Source organism: Tepidimonas ignava, from assembly GCF_004342625.1.
Taxonomy (GTDB): domain Bacteria; phylum Pseudomonadota; class Gammaproteobacteria; order Burkholderiales; family Burkholderiaceae_C; genus Tepidimonas; species Tepidimonas ignava.
Genome location: NZ_SMAH01000006.1, coordinates 136402 through 153864 on the forward strand (window position 1 = coordinate 136402; position 17463 = coordinate 153864).

General features: G+C 68.0%; 16 protein-coding genes and 1 pseudogene. 10 read left to right on the forward strand and 7 right to left on the reverse strand.

The window, feature by feature from the left end; genetic code table 11:
* Positions 1-33: 33 nt before the first annotated feature.
* From EDC36_RS06350 to EDC36_RS06360, 3 genes are read right to left on the reverse strand one after another with little or no spacing between them, the layout of a single operon-like run.
* Positions 34-963 carry a branched-chain amino acid ABC transporter permease gene (locus EDC36_RS06350; protein WP_132962399.1) on the reverse strand — a complete coding sequence of 310 codons (930 nt, stop codon included), beginning with the start codon at positions 961-963 and terminating at the stop codon, positions 34-36.
* A gap of 23 nt (positions 964-986) precedes the next feature.
* Positions 987-1772, reverse strand: coding sequence for an ABC transporter ATP-binding protein (locus EDC36_RS06355; protein ID WP_132962400.1), 786 nt, complete (start codon positions 1770-1772; stop codon positions 987-989).
* A gap of 33 nt (positions 1773-1805) precedes the next feature.
* On the reverse strand, positions 1806-3752 hold the full coding sequence (locus tag EDC36_RS06360) for an AMP-dependent synthetase/ligase (RefSeq protein ID WP_132962401.1): 1947 nt from the start codon (positions 3750-3752) through the stop codon (positions 1806-1808).
* Between the two features lie 189 nt (positions 3753-3941).
* Between EDC36_RS06360 and EDC36_RS06365 the strand changes: the two genes are divergently transcribed.
* The 4 genes from EDC36_RS06365 to EDC36_RS06380 all read left to right on the forward strand — a co-directional run bounded on the left by EDC36_RS06365 (position 3942) and on the right by EDC36_RS06380 (position 9120).
* Positions 3942-4670 (forward strand): Crp/Fnr family transcriptional regulator, encoded by a 729-nt coding sequence (locus EDC36_RS06365; protein ID WP_132962402.1) that lies wholly within the window; start codon positions 3942-3944, stop codon positions 4668-4670.
* 80 nt (positions 4671-4750) lie between these two features.
* Positions 4751-6214, forward strand: a complete 1464-nt coding sequence (locus EDC36_RS06370) for a putative bifunctional diguanylate cyclase/phosphodiesterase (RefSeq protein ID WP_132962403.1) — start codon at positions 4751-4753, stop codon at positions 6212-6214.
* 129 nt (positions 6215-6343) lie between these two features.
* Positions 6344-8278: a molecular chaperone HtpG gene (gene htpG, locus EDC36_RS06375; protein ID WP_132962404.1), complete on the forward strand. Its 1935-nt coding sequence runs from the start codon at positions 6344-6346 to the stop codon at positions 8276-8278.
* 92 nt (positions 8279-8370) lie between these two features.
* Positions 8371-9120: an MgtC/SapB family protein gene (locus EDC36_RS06380; protein WP_243646496.1), complete on the forward strand. Its 750-nt coding sequence runs from the start codon at positions 8371-8373 to the stop codon at positions 9118-9120.
* Between the two features lie 7 nt (positions 9121-9127).
* Here EDC36_RS06380 and EDC36_RS06385 read toward each other — a convergent pair whose 3' ends face one another.
* Entirely contained in the window at positions 9128-9712 is a 585-nt protein-coding gene (locus EDC36_RS06385; RefSeq protein WP_132962406.1) for a hypothetical protein, read from the reverse strand.
* 116 nt (positions 9713-9828) lie between these two features.
* Here EDC36_RS06385 and EDC36_RS06390 point away from each other — a divergent pair, with 116 nt between their 5' ends.
* The 4 genes from EDC36_RS06390 to EDC36_RS06405 are packed head-to-tail and all read left to right on the forward strand — an operon-like array spanning position 9829 to position 14227.
* On the forward strand, positions 9829-10707 hold the full coding sequence (locus EDC36_RS06390; protein WP_243646497.1) for a class I SAM-dependent methyltransferase: 879 nt from the start codon (positions 9829-9831) through the stop codon (positions 10705-10707).
* Between the two features lie 6 nt (positions 10708-10713).
* The gene (locus EDC36_RS06395; protein WP_132962408.1) at positions 10714-11895 is read left to right on the forward strand and encodes a cation:proton antiporter domain-containing protein; all 1182 of its coding nucleotides are present in this window, start codon (positions 10714-10716) and stop codon (positions 11893-11895) included.
* Positions 11896-11898: 3 nt separating this feature from the next.
* Complete coding sequence (locus EDC36_RS06400; protein WP_132962409.1) at positions 11899-13029, forward strand: YbdK family carboxylate-amine ligase; 1131 nt, start codon at positions 11899-11901, stop codon at positions 13027-13029.
* A 37-nt stretch (positions 13030-13066) separates the two neighbouring features.
* On the forward strand, positions 13067-14227 hold the full coding sequence (locus EDC36_RS06405) for a pyridoxal-phosphate-dependent aminotransferase family protein (protein ID WP_132962410.1): 1161 nt from the start codon (positions 13067-13069) through the stop codon (positions 14225-14227).
* 60 nt (positions 14228-14287) lie between these two features.
* Here the strand turns inward: EDC36_RS06405 and EDC36_RS06410 are convergent, their stop codons facing one another.
* The 3 genes from EDC36_RS06410 to EDC36_RS06420 form a co-directional block, all read right to left on the reverse strand.
* Positions 14288-15109, reverse strand: coding sequence for an ABC transporter permease (locus EDC36_RS06410; protein WP_132962411.1), 822 nt, complete (start codon positions 15107-15109; stop codon positions 14288-14290).
* 9 nt (positions 15110-15118) lie between these two features.
* A complete protein-coding gene (locus EDC36_RS06415; RefSeq protein WP_132962412.1) occupies positions 15119-15655 on the reverse strand; it encodes an acyloxyacyl hydrolase in 537 nt (178 codons plus the stop codon).
* Positions 15656-15754: 99 nt separating this feature from the next.
* Positions 15755-16687, reverse strand: a complete 933-nt coding sequence (locus EDC36_RS06420; RefSeq protein ID WP_132962413.1) for an ATP-binding cassette domain-containing protein — start codon at positions 16685-16687, stop codon at positions 15755-15757.
* A gap of 89 nt (positions 16688-16776) precedes the next feature.
* Between EDC36_RS06420 and EDC36_RS06425 the strand changes: the two genes are divergently transcribed.
* Positions 16777-17010 (forward strand): AbrB/MazE/SpoVT family DNA-binding domain-containing protein, encoded by a 234-nt coding sequence (locus tag EDC36_RS06425; protein WP_132962437.1) that lies wholly within the window; start codon positions 16777-16779, stop codon positions 17008-17010.
* Between the two features lie 18 nt (positions 17011-17028).
* Positions 17029-17406, forward strand: a pseudogene (locus EDC36_RS06430) (PIN domain-containing protein); the annotation flags it as partial.
* Between the last annotated feature and the right edge of the window lie 57 nt (positions 17407-17463).

The following is a 17463-nucleotide window of genomic DNA, read 5'->3' on the forward strand; positions in this document are numbered from 1 at the left end:
CCTCAGTGCGTGGGGGCAAGCGCGGCGTGGAGCTCAGACACGGTCGATGATCTTTTCGCCAAAGAGGCCCTGCGGGCGAAACAGCAGGAACACCAGCGCCAACACGTAGGCAAACCAGATTTCGATGCCGCCACCGACGTAGGGGCCCAGGTACACCTCGGACAGCTTTTCGCCCACGCCTATGATCAGCCCGCCGACGATGGCGCCCGGCACCGACGTCAAGCCGCCCAGGATGATGACCGGCAGCGCGCGCAGCGCCACCGTGGTCAGCGAGAACTGCACGCCGAGCTTGGAGCCCCAGATCATGCCGGCCACCAGCGCCACGATGCCGGCCACGCACCACACGATGACCCAGATGCGGTTGAGCGGGATGCCGATCGATTGCGCGGCCTGGTGGTCGTCGGCCACCGCGCGCAGCGCGCGCCCGGTGCCGGTTTTCTGGAAAAACAGGCTCAGACCCGCCACCAGCGTGGCGGCGATGCCGGCGGCGATCAGGTCTTCCTGGTTGAGCAAAATGCCGCCTTCGAACACGTTGTCCAGCACAAAAATCGGGTCCTTGGGCATGCCGATGTTGATTTGGTAGATGTCGCTGCCGAAGATCGTTTGCCCCAAGCCGTCCAGGAAGTAGGTGATGCCCAGCGTGGCCATCAACAGCGTGGCGCCCTCCTGGTTGACCAGGTGGCGCAGCACCAGCGCCTCGATCAGCCACGCGACGGCGAACATGATGGCCGCCGCCGTGATGAACGCCAGCACGTTGGCCAGCCACAGGCTGTCGATGCCCAGCCACTGGGGGTACCACTCGGCAAAGCGGGCCATGGCCAACGCGGCGAACAGCACCATCGCGCCCTGCGCGAAATTGAACACGCCCGAGGCTTTGAAAATCAGCACAAAGCCCAGCGCCACCAGCGCGTACAGCATGCCGGCCATCAGGCCACCGAACACGGTTTCGAGGAAAAAAGCCATCGTTGCAGCTCCCCTGTCAGGCGTTAGTGGCTCGTGCCCAGGTAGGCCCGGATCACGTCTTCGTTGTTGCGCACCTCGTCGGGGGTGCCGTCACCGATCTTCTTGCCGTAGTCCAGCACCACCACGCGGTCCGAGATGTCCATCACCACCCCCATGTCGTGCTCGATCAGCACGATCGTGGTGCCAAACTCGTCGTTGACGTCGAGGATGAAGCGGCACATGTCCTGCTTTTCCTCGACGTTCATGCCGGCCATCGGCTCGTCGAGCAGCAGCACCTGCGGCTCCATCGCCAGCGCACGGCCCAGGTCCACGCGCTTTTGCAAGCCGTAGGGCAACTGGCCCACCGGGGTTTTGCGGTAGGCCTGGATTTCGAGGAAGTCGATGATGCGCTCGACCTTTTCGCGGTGCTCGATCTCCTCACGCTCGGCCGGCCCGACGCGCAGCGCCTGCAAGAACAGGTTGCTCTTGATGCGCAGGTTGCGCCCGGTCATGATGTTGTCCAGCACACTCATGCCTTTGAACAGCGCCAGGTTCTGGAAGGTACGCGCGATGCCCATTTCGGCCACCTGGCGGCTGTTCATGTGCGCAAACGTCTGGCCGCGGAAGGTGATCGAGCCCTCCTGCGGGGTGTACACGCCGTTGATGCAGTTGAGCATCGACGACTTGCCCGCGCCGTTGGGGCCGATGATGGCGCGGATTTCGTGCTCGCGCACATCGAACGAGATGTCGGTCAGCGCCTTGACGCCGCCAAAGCGCAGGCTGATGTTGCGCACATCCAGGATGACGTCACCGATCTTGCGTTGGGCCATGGGTTGGTTCCTCGGGACTGCGGTGCCGTGGCGTCAGGCCGCCTGCTGCAGCGGCGCGAAGGTCTTGGCGTCGGCGATGCGCAGCGTGGCGCTGATGGAGCCGGTGCGACCGTCTTCGAACTTGACCTGCGTTTCGATGAACTGCTCGGTCTTGCCGCCGTACAGCGCATCGACCAGCACGGCGTACTTTTCGCCGATGAAGCCGCGACGCACCTTGTTGGTGCGGGTGAGTTCGCCATCGTCGGCGTCGAGCTCTTTGTGCAGGATCAGGAAGCGGTGAATCTGGCTGCCCGACAGCATCTGGTCGCGGCTGAGGTCGGCGTTGACCTTTTCGACGCACTCCTGGATCAGCGCGTACACCTCGGGCTTGCCGGCCAGGTCGGTGTAGCCGGCGTAGGGCAGGCCGCGCTTTTCGGCCCAGTTGCCCACCGCCTCGAAGTCGATGTTGATCATCGCGCACACCTTGTCGCGCCCGTCGCCGAACGCCACCGCCTCCTTGATGTACGAGAAAAACTTGAGCTTGTTTTCGACGTACTTGGGCGCGAACATGGCGCCGTCGTGCGCGCCACCGCGCAGCCGGCCCACGTCCTTGACGCGGTCGATGATCTTGAGGTGGCCGCTGGCGTCGATGAAGCCGGCGTCGCTGGTGTGGTACCAGCCGTCGGCGTCCAGCACTTCGGCGGTGGCCTTGGGGTTTTTGTAGTACTCCTTGAGCAGCCCGGGCGAGCGCACCAGGATTTCGCCGCTGTCGGACAGCTTGATCTCGACCCCCTCGCACGGCACCCCCACGGTGTCGGCCTTGACCTCGTGGTCGGGCTGCAGGCACACGAACACCGCGGTTTCGGTCGAGCCGTAGAGCTGCTTGAGGTTGATGCCGATTGAGCGGTAGAAGGTGAACAGGTCCGGGCCGATGGCCTCGCCGGCCGTGTACGCCACCCGCACGCGCGAAAAGCCCAGGTTGTTGCGCAGCGGCCCGTACACCAGCACGTTGCCCAGCGCGTACAGCAGCCGCTGGCCCAGCCCGACCGGTTGGCCGTCCATCAGCCGGGGGCCGATGCGCCGCGCCACGTCCATGAAGGTGTGGAACATCGCGCGCTTGAGCCGCCCAGCGTCCTCCATGCGGATCATGACGTTGGTGAGCATGCCCTCGAAGATGCGCGGCGGGGCGAAGTAGTAGGTCGGCCCGATTTCCTTGAGGTCGATCATCACGGTCGACGACGACTCCGGGCAGTTGACCACGTAGCCGCAGGCCAGCCACTGCGCGTAACTGAAGATGTTTTGGCCGATCCACGCCAATGGCAGGTAGGCCAGCACCTCTTCGCGCTCGGTCAGGCGGTCGAATTGGGCGCCGACCTCCGCGCGGTTGAGCAGCGTGTGGTGGGTGTGCACCACGCCCTTGGGGTTGCCGGTGGTGCCGGAGGTGAAAAACATCGCGGCCACATCGTCGGGTTGACCGAGCTCGACTTGCTCGTCGAAAAACTCGGGGTGCTCGCGGCAAAACACCGCGCCGGCCGCTTCGACCTCGGCCAACCCGGCCAGCCCCGGGTGGTCGTAGTGGCGCAGCCCGCGCGGGTCGTCAAACAGGATGTGTTCGAGCTGCGGACACTGCGGCCGTATTTCGAGCAGCTTGTCCACCTGCTCCTGATCTTCGACGACGGCGAAGCGCACCTCGGCGTTGTTGATGGGAAACACGCACTCGGCTGCCACGGCGTCTTGGTACAGCGGCACAGGGATGCCGCCCAGCGCCTGCGTGGCCAGCATGGCGGCGTACAGGCTGGGGCGGTTGTTGCCGATCACGACCAGGTGTTCGCCGCGGCGCAAGCCCAACTGGTGCAGGCCGGCGGCGATGTGCTGCACGCGCTGCAGCATCTGGCGCCAGGTGGTGACTTGCCAAATGCCGTACTCCTTTTCGCGCATCGCCGGCGCGTCGGGGCGCGCCTGGGCGTGGCGGATCAACAAGCGCGGAAACGTCGTGCGCATGGGGTCTCCTTGGGGCGCGGCTGGGCCCGCTGATGGGGCCGTGTGGCCGTCTTGCGATCCACTGTACGCCGACATTTGACGTTTTTTTGTCCTTGTGTGGACAATCTAGGGTTCACCCTGATTGGGATTTACCCTAGGTCGCGGGCGCGGCGCTGGCGAGGGCGCGCCAAGATTGGTGGCCGGAGAACGATGTCCGTGAGCCCCACCGCCAACCGTTTGCGCCAACGCGCGCGCCCGCTGACCGACGCCGAGCTGGCCTCGATTCCCTGGCTGCATGGGTTGGAAGCGGACGCCCGCAACCGCGCCCGTGAGGCCCTGATGGTCAGCGAGGCCGAGCCGGGCGACTACATTTGCCGCGTCGGGCGGCCGGCGACGTACTGGCTGGGGTTGATCGACGGGCTGCTCAAGATGAGCAACGACGACAGCCGCGGCCCCATCATGACGTTCACCGGGCTGGCGCCGGGCGGGTGGTTTGGCGAGGGCACTGCGCTCAAGCGCGAGGCGTACCGCTACAACGTGCAGGCGCTGCGGCGCAGCCGTGTGGCGGGCTTGCCGATCGACACATTCCACTGGCTGCTGGACAACTCGATCGCCTTCAACCGCTTTGTGATGCACCAGCTCAACGAGCGGCTGGGGCAATTCATCGCCGCGCGCGAGATCGACCGCATCAGCGACCCCGACGTGCGCGTGGCGCGCAGCCTGGCCAACCTGTTCCACCCGGGGCTGTTTCCCGGGGTGGGGCAGGTGCTGCGTATCACGCAGCAGGAACTGGCCTACCTGGTGGGGCTGTCGCGCCAGCGTGTCAACCAGGCGCTGGCGCATTGGGAGCGGCAGGGGGCCATCGCGGTCGAGTACGGGGGGTTGCGTGTGCTCGACCTGGCCGCGCTGCGCCGAGCCGGCAGCGACGGGCCGGCGTGACCGGGGCGCATGCCCAACCTTGGCAGTGTGGTCGGGCTGCGGTACGATGGCCACGACCATTCAGCGACAAGCGTGCGACCATGGAGACCATGCCCCGGCCTTCGATGCCGTCGCCGGCCCTGCAGGCAGCGTTGCGCGAGCTGTACGACCACGTGGCCCGCACCCAGCGCGAGCAAACGCGCCAGCTGCAGCGCACGGTGGAGCGGCTGCGCGAGGAGGTGTGGCGGCGTGAGCGTGCCGAGGCGGAGTTGCGCCGGCTGGCGTACCAGGATCCATTGACCGGCGGGCCGAACTGGACCCAGGCGCTGGAGCAAGGGCGCCGCCTGGTGGCGCAAGCCCGCGCGGAGGGCACGGCGTTGGCGGTGGTGTGCGCGGATCTGGACCTGTTTCGCAACATCAACGATGCGCTGGGCCACGCGGTGGGCGACGCGGTGTTGCAAACCGTGGCGCACATGGGCCAGCAGCGCATTGCCCCGCCCGGGGTGTGGGCGCGTATGAGCGGCGACCGCTTTGTGGCGGTGTTGCCCGACTGCGACGCCGCGTGCGCGACGCAGTGGGCGCAGCGCTTGGTGCAGCGGGCCCAGGAGCCCATTGTGGTGCTCGGGCATGAGGTGGTCGTGCCGTTGTCCGCCGGTGTGGCGTGGTTGGGCGAGCATGGCCACGATTTCGAGGCGCTGGTGGCCGCCGCGGACATGGCGCTCAACGAGGCCAAGGCCGCTGGCCGCCGCAGCTGGCGCGTGTACAACCCGGCGTTGCAATCGCGCAGCGAGCGTGTGCACGCCTTGCACCGAGCGCTGAGCCAGGCGGTGCAGCGCGGCGAGCTGTCGCTGCACTACCAGCCGCAGGTGCGGTTGACCGACGGCGCCCCGCTGGGTGTCGAGGCGTTGCTGCGCTGGCACCACCCCAGGCTGGGTGTCGTGCCCCCGGCGGAATTCATTGGCGTGGCCGAAGACAGCGGGCTCATCATTCCGCTGGGCGATTGGGTGCTGGAGCAAGCCCTGCGCCAGTGGGTGCAGTGGCACGATCAGGGCGTGCCGTGCGCGCGTGTGGCGGTCAACGTGTCGGTGGCCCAGTTCCGGCAGGGCGACTTTCCCCACCGGGTGCAGGCGGCGCTGCGGCGAACCGGGGCGCCGGCCCACGCGCTGGAGCTGGAGCTGACCGAAAGTGTGCTGGCGCACGACGCCGAAGCGGCGCTGGCCACCACCGAGGCGCTGCGCGCGTTGGGCGTGCCGCTGGCGATCGACGACTTCGGTACCGGGTACTCGTCGCTGGCGTACCTGCGGCGCTTCGCGGTGCAGCGGCTCAAAATCGATCGCAGTTTCGTCGCGGACGTGGGGCGCGACGGCGATGCCGAAGCCATCGTGGACCTGATCGCCGCGCTGGCGCAGCGGCTGGGCCTGCAAACGGTGGCCGAGGGGGTTGAGAACCCTACCCAGGGCGCGCTGTTGCTGGCGCGCGGTTGCCAACTCGCGCAAGGGTACGCCTATGCGCGTCCGATGCCGCCGGACGAGTGCGCGAGCTGGCTGCGCACGGCGGGGCGCTGAACCCCGCGTCGGGTGGCCTTGAAAAGAGCGGCGCCGTCCCCACCTGCGGCCCGGCGGGTGGCGCGGCGCGCGGGCAGCGCGCCGCGGTGACCCGATGCGCAATCCGCCCAACGATCGTTGTCGACGACCATGACCCAACACACCCATGCCTTCCAAGCCGAGGTGGCGCAGCTGCTGCACCTCGTGACGCACTCGCTGTACTCGAACAAGGACATCTTTTTGCGCGAGCTGGTCTCCAACGCGTCGGACGCGTGCGACAAGCTGCGCTTCGAGGCGCTGGCCGACGCCTCGCTGTACGAGGATGTGCCCAACCTGGAGATCCGCGTCACCTTCGACAAAGCCGCCAAGACCATCACCATCACCGACAACGGCATCGGCATGAGCGAGGCCGAGGCCATTGAGCACCTGGGCACCATCGCCAAAAGCGGCACGCGCGAGTTTTTGCAGCGCCTCTCCGGCGACCAGAAAAAGGACGCGCAACTGATCGGCCAGTTCGGGGTCGGCTTTTACTCCGGGTTCATCGTGGCCGACCGCATCACGGTGGAAAGCCGTCGCGCCGGCTTGCCGCCCGAGCAGGGCGTGCGCTGGACCAGCGACGGCACCGGCCAATTCACCACCGAAGCCATCACGCGCGCGGCGCGCGGCACCAGCGTCATCCTGCACCTGCGCGACGACGCCAGCGAGTACCTGAGCCGCTGGAAGCTCAAGTCCATCATCAGCAAATACTCCGACCACATCAGCCTGCCGATTCTGATGCCCAAGGAGCAGTGGGACAAGGACAAGGGCGAGTACGTGCTGTTGGACGAGTGGGAGCAGGTCAACACCGCCAGCGCCCTGTGGACGCGCGCCAAGAAGGACATCACCGACGAGCAGTACATCGAGTTTTACAAAAACCTCGCTTACGACGACGAGCCCCCATTGGCGTGGGCGCACCACCGCGTCGAGGGCAGCACCGAGTACACGCAGCTGCTGTACATCCCGGCCAAGGCGCCGGTGGACCTGTGGAACCGCGACAAGCGCGGCGGCGTCAAGCTGTACGTGCGGCGCGTGTTCATCATGGACGACGCCGAGGCGCTGATGCCGGTGTACCTGCGTTGGGTCAAGGGGGTGGTGGATTCGGCCGACCTGCCGCTCAACGTCAGCCGCGAGCTGCTGCAAGAGAGCCGCGACGTGCGTGCCATCCGCGAGGGCAACACGCGCCGCGTGCTCAGCATGTTGGAAGACCTGGCCGCCAAGGACCGCCTGCCCACCGGCGAGGACTGGGAGCGCCTGAGCGACGACGAGAAAAAGCAGGCCGAAGCCGACGCCGGCAAGTACAGCCGCTTTTGGGCCGAGTTTGGCAGCGTGCTCAAGGAGGGGCTGGGCGAGGATTTCACCCACCGCGAGCGCTTGGCCAAGCTGCTGCGCTTTGCCTCCACCCACAGCGATACGCCCAGTGTCGGGCTGGCCGACTACAAGGCGCGCATGAAGGAGGGGCAGGAGGCCATCTACTACCTGACGGCCGAGTCGCTGGCCGCGGCCAAGAACAGCCCGCAGCTGGAGGTGTTCCGCCAAAAGGGCATCGAAGTGCTGTTCATGACCGACCGCGTCGACGAGTGGATGCTGCAGTTCCTGCACGACTTCGACGGCACGCCGCTGCGCAGTGTGGCCAAAGGCGCGGTGGACCTGGGCAAGCTGCAAGACGAAGACGAGAAGAAAAAGACCGAGCACGCGGCCGAAGCGCTCAAACCGTTGCTGCAGCGCCTGCGCGACACGCTCAAGGACAAAGCCAAGGACGTGCGGGTGTCGGCGCGGCTGGTCGATTCGCCGGCGTGCCTGGTGGTTGAAGACGGCGAGTACTCGATGCAGCTGGCGCGGCTGCTGAAGGCTGCCGGCCAGAAGGTGCCGGACGTCAAGCCAATCCTAGAGATCAACCCCGAGCACCCGTTGGTGCGCAAGCTCGACGGCCACGCGCGCTTCGACGACCTGGCCCAGGTGCTGTTCGACCAGGCGTTGCTCGCCGAAGGCGGCATGCCCGAGGACCCGGCCGGCTACGTCAAGCGCGTCAGTGCGCTGCTGGCCTGACGGCGTGGGCAGGTGGTGGTTCGTCGCCGCCCGCGCCGCGCGGGCGTAAGATGGCGCACGGACGCCATTGGATAACGCTTGCGAGGGCGCGCGTGGACACCACCTTGTCGTTGTGGGACCGCTATTGGTCCTTGCCGGTGCTGCAGGCCAACCTGCTGTTGTTCGCCAATCTGCTGGGGGCGCTGCTGCTGGGGTTGCTGGTCGGCTACGAGCGCGCGTACCACAGCCGCGCGGCGGGCATGCGCACCTACGGCATCGTGTGCATGGCCTCGGCCGCGCTGACGGCGTTTGTGGCCTACCCGGACTACTGGTGGGGGCTGGCGCACACGGTGCCGATGGCGCCGGTGGACCCCACGCGCGTCGTGCAGGGCATCGTGACCGGCATCGGTTTCCTGGGCGCCGGCGTCATCATGCGCGACGGCTTCAACATCAGCGGCCTGTCGACCGCGGCGTCGATTTGGGCCACCGCGGGCATTGGGGTGCTGGTGGGCGTGGGGTTTTACGCCACCGCGATTTTGCTCGCGTTGCTGACCGCGGCGCTGATGATGTGGGGCGGTTGGATGGAGGCGCGCTTGCCGGCGCTGTCGGCGTTGGCGGTGACGCTGCGCTTCGCGCCGCGCGAGCACCCCTCGGGCGACGAGCTGCGCGCCGCGCTGGAGGAATGGGGTTTTCAGATGGCGGTTGGCACCTTGCGCGTGGAGGAAGGGCCCGACGCCAGCCAGTGGCACTTCGTGATGGTGGCGCGCCGCCTGGGCACCGAGGTGTCGATCCCCGACGTCGTGCGCCGACTGCGCGCGCTCGAAGGCGTGCAAGCCCTGACGGTGGCGCACGCGCGCAACTGACGCACGGTCAGGGCAGCGTGCCCGCCCACTCGATGATGGCGCGGTGGTCGGGCGCCAGCAGGGTGTAGTGCACACCGGCGGCGCTGTAAAAGTTGCGCATGTCGTTGTCCATCTCGCGCGCGCGCAGCTCGTCCTGCAGCCGGCCAGCCTGTATGTAGGGCTTGTCCGGGTCGCGCTGGGCAAAGACGTTGATGTGCTCGAAACGCTTCATCCAGGCCAGGATCTGGGCCTTGGTCTTGGCCACGTCGCAGATGTTGTCGGGGTATTTTTCGTTGTAGTACAGCAGCTGCGGCAAGCCCCCTTCGGTCACCAGGTACTGCACCTGTCCGTCCAGCGCCAGCAGCATGCGGTACTGCTGTTGCGCCAGGCCATACTGGTTGCGCAGCGCTTCGACGTCGCCGGCCCACACGTGCATCTTGGCCACCTCGGGCACCAGCTCCACCGTCTTGTGGCGCAGGTGCATCTTGAGCACGACGGCGGAGGAGTACAGCGACTTGTCACAACCCGGCCCGCCCAGGATGTTGATCACCTTGGTGGGGTAGCGACGCATGCGCGTCTCGGTCGGGTCCACGTAAACGACGCGGGTGCTCATGCTTGGGCTCCATCGGAGGCCCCCAGGGGGGGCTTGCGCACGATGATGCACCGGTCGCGCCCGGCCCGCAAGGGGGCGGTTGCAGCGTCGGCGACGCGATGGGCTACGATGCCGGCATGAAACAAGCCCCACCCCCGGCCCTGCCGCCGGACGTGTTGGCCGAGCTGCGGCCAGGCCAATCGATCGAGCTGCTCAAGGCGCTGCACATCCTGACGCGCGACGGACGCCTCAACCAGGACACCCGGCGCAAGCTCAAACAGGTCAACCACCTGCTGCATTTCATTGAGCCGCTGCTGGAGGAGGCGCTGGCCGCGCGCGGCGACGTCACGGTGGTGGACCACGGTGCGGGCAAGTCTTACCTTGGCTTCATGCTGTACGACCGGCTGCTGGCCGCGCGTGGCGTGGGCGCCGTGTGGGGGGTGGAGGCGCGTGCCGAGCTGGTGCAGCGTGCGCAAGCGCTGGCGACGCAGCTGGGGTTTGCGCGCATGCACTTCGTGGCGGCCACGGTGCGCCAAGCCATGCAGGCGTTGCCGGCGCAGGTGGACGTGGTGACCGCGTTGCACGCCTGCGACACCGCCACCGACGACGCGCTGGACTTTGCGCTGCAGCGGCGTGCTCGCGCCATCGTCGTGGTGCCGTGCTGCCAGGCCGAGGTGGCCGCGACGCTGCGGCGCAGCAAGGCGCTGCAGCTGGCGCGCACGCCGCTGGCCGAGCTGTGGCGACATCCGCTGCACACGCGCGAGTTCGGCAGCCAAGTCACCAACGTGCTGCGTTGCCTGCGGCTGGAGGCGGCGGGCTACGACGTCACGGTGACGGAGTTGGTGGGTTGGGAGCACTCACTCAAAAACGAGCTGATCCTGGCGCGCCGCACGGGGCGTGGCAAGCGCAGCGCGGCGTTGCGGCTGCAACGCATCTTGGACGACTTGGGGTTGGCGGAACTCGGCGGGCGCTTTGCCATCCCACCAACCATGACCACCCCTGACGATGGAGGATGACGCGCGGTGCAGGTGTTGTTGACATGGCCCGCTTTGCTGTGGCTGGCGTGGTGGCTGGGCGAGCGTGCGCAAGCCTGGGGGCTGCCGCGGGTGAGCGTGTACGTCGCCGTGGGCTTGCTGGCCAGCGTGGTGGCGCCGTCCCCGGCGTGGGTGGATGGCACGGTGCTGGCGTTGCTGGCGCAGTTGGCGCTGGCGTTGGTGCTGTTCGAGCTGGGGGGGCGTATTCGCCTGGCCTGGCTGCGTGCCAACCCGTGGGTGGCGGCGGCGGCCGTGGTGCAGGGGCTGGCCATGTGGGGGGCGGTAGCGGCGTTGGGCGCGTGGTTGGGCTGGCCGCCCGCGCAACGCTGGTTGCTGGCGGCGGTGGCGGTGGCCGCGGCGCCAGCCAGTTTGCTGCGCGTGGTCAGCGACGTGCGCGCCGGTGGGCAGGTGACCGAGCGCGCGCTGCACCAAGCGGCCATTCAGTCGGCGCTGGCCGTCGTGCTGGTCAAGGCCGTCACCGCCTATTGGTTCGTCAGCGCCGGCGACGGGCTGCAGGCGTTGTTGGCCAGTGGTTACGCGCTGGTGGCCTCGGTGGGGCTGGGCGTGGCGCTGGCGGTGTTGCTGGGGCCGCTGATGCGCGGTGTGCATGGCGTGGGCGCGGCCGCCAGCACGGCGGGGTACGCGCTGGCGCTGCTGTGGCTGACGGTGGTGGCCGACGCGCTCAAGCTGTCGCCGCTGCTGGCGGCGCTCAGCCTGGGGGTGGTGTTGCGCGCACGGCTGACGGTGATGCCGCCGGTGCAGCGCGACTTTGGCGTGCTGGGCTGGGTGCTGGGGGTGTTCGTGTTCGTCTACGTGGGGTCGCGCACCGCGTGGCCGGCGTTGGCGCAGGCCGAGGTGTGGTGGGTCGCGGCGCTGGTGCTGGGGGTGCGCCTGCTGGTGCCGGTGGCGTGCAACATGGCCGTGGCCTGGCCCAGCGGCACCACCGTGCGCAAGGGGGCCTTGGTGGGCGTGGCGTTGTGGCCGATGTCGGTGTTGACCCTGTTGTTGCTGGAGCGCAGCGTGGCGCTGGGCGTGGTGCCGGCCGCGGCCGTGCTGCAGCAGCTGGCGGCGGCGCTGCTGCTGGCCGAACTGCTGGGGCCGGTGCTGACGCAATGGGCCTTGCGCTGGGCGCGTGAGACGGCGCACAGCAGCCCCACCCGCCGGGAGTGACCGATGCCGTTGGAGCCGTTCAAGCACTCGGAGCCCCTCACGATGGGGGTGGAGTTGGAGTTGCAAATCGTCAACCCGTACGACCTGGACCTGACGCCGGGCGCGGACGATTTGCTGGCGTTGCTGCGGCGCGCCCCCTTCCCCGGCAGCGTCACGCCGGAGATGACGCAAAGCATGATCGAAATCGCCACCGGCGTGCACACCCGCCACGAGGAGCTGCTGGCGCAGTTGCGCGCCGTGCGCGACACGCTGGTGGCGGCGGCCGACCGCCTCAACGTCGAGCTGGCCGGCGGCGGCACCCATCCGTTTCAGCGCTGGTTCGAGCAACGCATTTTCGACAAGCCGCGCTTTCAGCAACTGTCGGGCCTGTACGGCTACCTGGCCAAGCAGTTCACGGTGTTTGGGCAGCACGTGCACATCGGCTGCCGCTCGGCCGACGAGGCGCTGTTTTTGCTGCACGCCCTCAACCGCTACGTGCCGCACTTCATCGCGTTGTCGGCATCGTCGCCGTTTTTCCAGGGCGTGGACACGCTGTTCGACTCGGCGCGCCTCAACGCCGTGTTTGCCTTTCCGCTGAGCGGGCGCGCGCCGTTTGTGTTGCGCTGGGACGACTTCGAGCAGGGTTACTTCCGCAAGATGGAGGCGACCGGCGTGGTCAAGTCGATGAAGGACTTTTACTGGGACATCCGCCCCAAGCCCGAGTACGGCACGATTGAGCTGCGCGTGTGCGACACCCCGCTGACGGTGGAGCGCGCGGCGGCGCTGGCGGCCTACCTGCAGGCCCTGTGCCGCCACCTGCTGGAAGGCGGTGACCCGGCGCCCGAGGAGGATGACTACCTCGTCTACACCTACAACCGCTTTCAGGCCTGCCGGTTTGGGTTGGACGGCACGATGGTGCACCCCCGCACGCGCGAGGCGTTGTCGATCCGTGAGGACATTTTGACCACGGTACGCCGGCTGGCGCCGCATGCCCAGGCGCTGGGCAGCGAGGCGGCGTTGGCCGACATCGAACAGGTTGCCGCAACGCTGGGCAACCACGCCAGCCACCTGCGCGCGGTGCATGCGCGCACCGGCAACATCCAGGGGGTGGTGCGGGCCGCGGCCGACGCCTGGCGTCATGGCGTGCTATGCTGAGTCACGCCACTTACAAGGTGCCGAGGAGACCCACCCCATGCCTGGCTTGCTGCCCCACGTCGACCCCGACGGATTGCTCGAGTTTTCGGTCGTTTACACCGACCGTGCGCTCAACCACATGTCGCGGCGCTTTCAGCGCGTCATGACCGACATCAGCGCCACGCTGCGCGAAGTCTACGGTGCGCACGCGGTGGCGCTGGTGCCCGGCAGCGGTACCTTTGGCATGGAGGCGGTGGCGCGGCAATTCGCCACCGGCCAGCGCGTGTTGGTGCTGCGCAACGGCTGGTTCAGCTACCGTTGGACCCAGATTTTCGACATGGGCGCCATCCCGTCCGAAGCCCATGTGCTGACCGCGCGCCGCGTGGCCGAGGCACCGCAGGCGCCGTGGGTGCCGGCGCCGCTGGGCGAGGTGGTGCGCACGATCCAGACCGTGCGCCCCGCGGTGGTGTTCGCCCCGCACGTGGAGACGGCCGCCGGCATGATGCTGCCCGACGACGACCTGCGCGCCGTGGCCGACGCTGTGCACGCCGTAGGGGGGCTGTTTGTGCTGGACTGCATCGCCTCGGGCGCGATGTGGGTGGACATGCGTGCGACCGGCGTCGATGTGTTGATTTCGGCGCCGCAAAAGGGTTGGAGCAGTTCGCCCGCGTGTGCGATGGTGATGCTGTCCGAGCGCGCGCGCGAAGTCCTCGATGGCACGACGAGCACCAGTTTTGCCTGCGACCTGAAAAAATGGCTGCAGGTCATGGAGACGTACGAGCAGGGCGGGCACGTGTACCACACGACGATGCCCACCGACGCGCTGGTGCGCTTGCGCGACACGATGCACGAAACCCGCGCCCATGGCTGGGCCGCGCTGCAAGCGGCGCAGGTCGAGCTGGGGCGGCGGGTGCGCGCCTTGTTCGAGTCCCGGGGCCTGCGCAGCGTGGCGGCGCCGGGCTACCAGGCGCCGGGTGTGGTGGTCAGCTACACCGACGATCCCGACATCGCCAACGGCAAAAAGTTTGCGGCTGTGGGCTTGCAAACCGCGGCGGGCGTGCCGCTGATGTGCGGCGAGCCGGCCGACTTTCGCACCTTCCGCGTCGGCCTGTTTGGGCTCGAGAAGTTGTTGCACATCGAGCGCACCGTGGGGCACCTGGCGCAAGCGCTGGATGCGCTGGGTTTGCCGCACGTGGCGGCGCAACCCGCCGTGGCCTGAAGCCGCCGCGGCCGCGTGCAGCGCCCCCGGCTGCGCGAGCCCACGGCCGCCAGCGGCGCGTCAGCGCGCAAAACGCCGCCGCGTCAGCGCCAGCGCCACCCAGAACCCGACCAGCGCGTAGCCGGCCAGCGCCGCCAGGTGCAACGCAGCCTGGTCAGGCCAGCGGTCCAGGAACAACGGGCGCACCAGGTGCACCGCATGCGTCAGCGGCAGCACCTCGCCGATGGTCTGCACCCAGCCGGGCAGTTGCTCGCGCGGGAAAAACACCCCCGACACAAACATCATCGGCGTCAGCCACAGCGTGAAGTAGTAGGTGAAAAAGTCGTAACCCTTGGCCAGCGCGTTGAAGATCAGGGCCAGGCTGGCGAAGGTGACGCCGGTCAAGCCCAGCACCAGCCACGCCAGCGCCAACTTGGGGCTGTGGCTGATGCCCAGCGCCAGCATCATCCCCAGGATGGCGGTGGCGGTGAACAGCGCCTTGAACGCCGCCCACAGCATCTCGGCCAGCACGATGTCGTCCAGCGTCACCGGCGCGTTGAGGATGCCGTCCCACGTCTTTTGCACATGCATGCGCGAAAAGGCCGAGTACAGCGCCTCGAAGGTGGCCGCGTTCATCGCGCTCATGCAAATGCTGCCGCTGGCCAAAAACACCAGGTACGGCACCGGTTGCGTGGCGCCGTCCGGCAGCGTCACCCCCACGCTGCCCACCAGCGCCCCCATGCCGTAGCCAAACGCCACCAGCCAGATGAGCGGCTCGGCGATGTTGCCCACGAGGCTGGGCACCGCCAACTTGCGCCACACCAGCAGGTTGCGCAACCACACGGCCACCCAGCGGCGCGTCGGCTGTGGGAGGGTCCAAGGTGAGCGGTGGTGCGCGGTCATGGCGCCCGGTCAGTACGACCACTCGACGATCAGGTTGTGCTTGTCCACCCCGTCGTTGGGCATGGCCAGCCCGGCGTTGGAGTAGTGTGTGTAGCGCCAGCCCAGTCGCAAGCGCTCGCCCAGTGACACGCCCGCGCCCACCTGCTCGGTGAACTGCAGCGCCGACGCGATGTTGCGCCCCCCGATACGGGTGCGGTCGAACAGCGCCACGCCAAAGGCGCCCTCCACGTAGGGCCGCCACCCCATCCCGGACGGGGCCAGCCGAACGTGCCAGGCCGCGCCCACGTGCTGGGCCGTCGGCCCGTTGGCCGGCATCCAACGTCCCAGTTCCAGTTGCAGGCTGGAGCGCGCACGCCACGCGCCCCAGGCCATGTCGACGTCCATCGGACGGCGCCATTCCAGCGCGCCGTGGTCCGTGCTGCCACCGCTGCCCATGCGCAGGGCGGCCGACCACCGCGCGGGTTGCGGCTGTGCGAGCGCCGCCGTGGTGGCCACGCCCAGCAAGGCAGTCACGATCACGTTGCGCATCAAGGTTCGGTGGTTCATCAAGGCATTCCCCTGTATCCGACCTGCGTTGTTGTTGGCGATGCTGTCAACGGGTGCCGCATGACCTTAGCGCGAGGCTTACGGCAACCCACACCGAGTTTAGCCCTCGGCGCGGATTTGCCGTCCGGTGAGCTTGAGAAACAGATCTTCCAGGTTGGCCGGGCGATGCAGCATGCGCAGCCGCGGCCGTTGCCCCAGGTGGGCCAGCAGCGGGCGGGCGTCGTGGGTGTACAAAAACACCGTCTCGCCGCTGGTTTCGACGCGGCTGGCCAGGGGCTGAGCATCGCCCAGCAGCGCGTGCACCTGCGGCACCCCCTGCTCGCCGTAGATTTCCACCACCTCCGGCTCCAGGTGCTGGGCGATCAGTTCGCGCGGGCGCCCCTCGGCGATTTTGCGGCCGTGGTCGACGATGACCAGCCGGTGGCACAACCGCTCGGCCTCGTCCATGAAGTGCGTCGTCAGCAGGATGCTCTTGCCTTGCTGCAGCAGCCGCTGCAGGCGCTCCCACATCAGGTGGCGTGCCTGCGGGTCCAGGCCCGTGGTGGGTTCGTCCAACAGCAGCAAAGCCGGGTCGTTGACCAGGGCGCGCGCCAGGCTCAGACGGCGGCGCATACCGCCGGAGAGTTCGCCCGGCCGTGCGTCGGCCTTGTGCGCCAGCGCGGCAAAGTCCAGCAACTGGGCGATGCGCGGCCGCAGCGCCGCGGCCCGCAGGCCAAAGTAGCGACCGTACACCAGCAGGTTTTCGGCGCAGGTGAAGTCGGGGTCCAACGTGTCGAACTGCGCCACCACCCCCAGCCGGGCCTTGATGGCGTGGGCCTGCTCGGGCATCGGCAAGCCAAAGATGCGCACCGAGCCGGCGTCCGGCTCGACCTGCCCCAGCGCCATGCGCAGCGTCGTCGTTTTGCCCGCCCCGTTGGGGCCGAGCAAGCCCACGCATTCACCGGGCGCGATGGTGAACGACAGGTTGTCCACCACCGGCCGACCCTGGTAACGCTTGACCAACCCCTCCACGTGAAACAGCGCGGCGTCCATGGTGGCATTGTGCCTGGGGCGCGCCATCGGCGTCTGCCATGGATATGCTAAAAGCTAAAAGCCGGATGTATATCTTTGTGGGTGATGCGATGCAGGTGGCACGCTGGGGAAACAGTTTGGCGGTACGGTTGCCTGCCGCGGTCGTGCGTGAGCTGCAGTTGCGGGAAGGCGATGAAATTGAAATCGTGGCGCTGGAGCGCCAGCGCTGGGCTGTGCGCCCTGCCAGCGCGCCGGTCGAGGCCTTGCGTGCGGTGCGCCGGTTGAGGGGGCGCTTGCCGGCCGACTTCCACTTTGAGCGCGAGCAAGCCCACGAGCGTGGCTGACGTCTTTTTTTTGACACCCACGTTGTGCTGTACCTGCTGTCGGCCGACATCCGCAAGGCGGAGGTGGCCGAGGGGTGGGTGTCGGCCGGTGGCGTGGTGTCCGTGCAGGTGCTCAACGACGCCGCGGCCGTGGCCCGACGCAAGCTGGGTATGCCGCTGCATGAGATCCGCTGGTGGCTCGGCGCTGTGCGCGCCGCCTGCCGGGTGGTGCCGGTGACGTTGGCCGACCACGACGAGGCGCTGCGGTTGGGTGAGCGCTACGCGCTGTCGTTGTACGACGCGCTGATCATCGCCGCAGCGTTGGGTGCTGGCGCGGCGTTGTTGTACACGGAAGGCTTGCAGCATGGGCTGGTGATCGACCGCAGGCTGTCCGTCATCCATCCTTTTGCGAGCTGAAGCGGGGACTTGTTGGTGCCGACCGCTTGGCGGCGGCCCATCGGGTGTCGTGGTGGA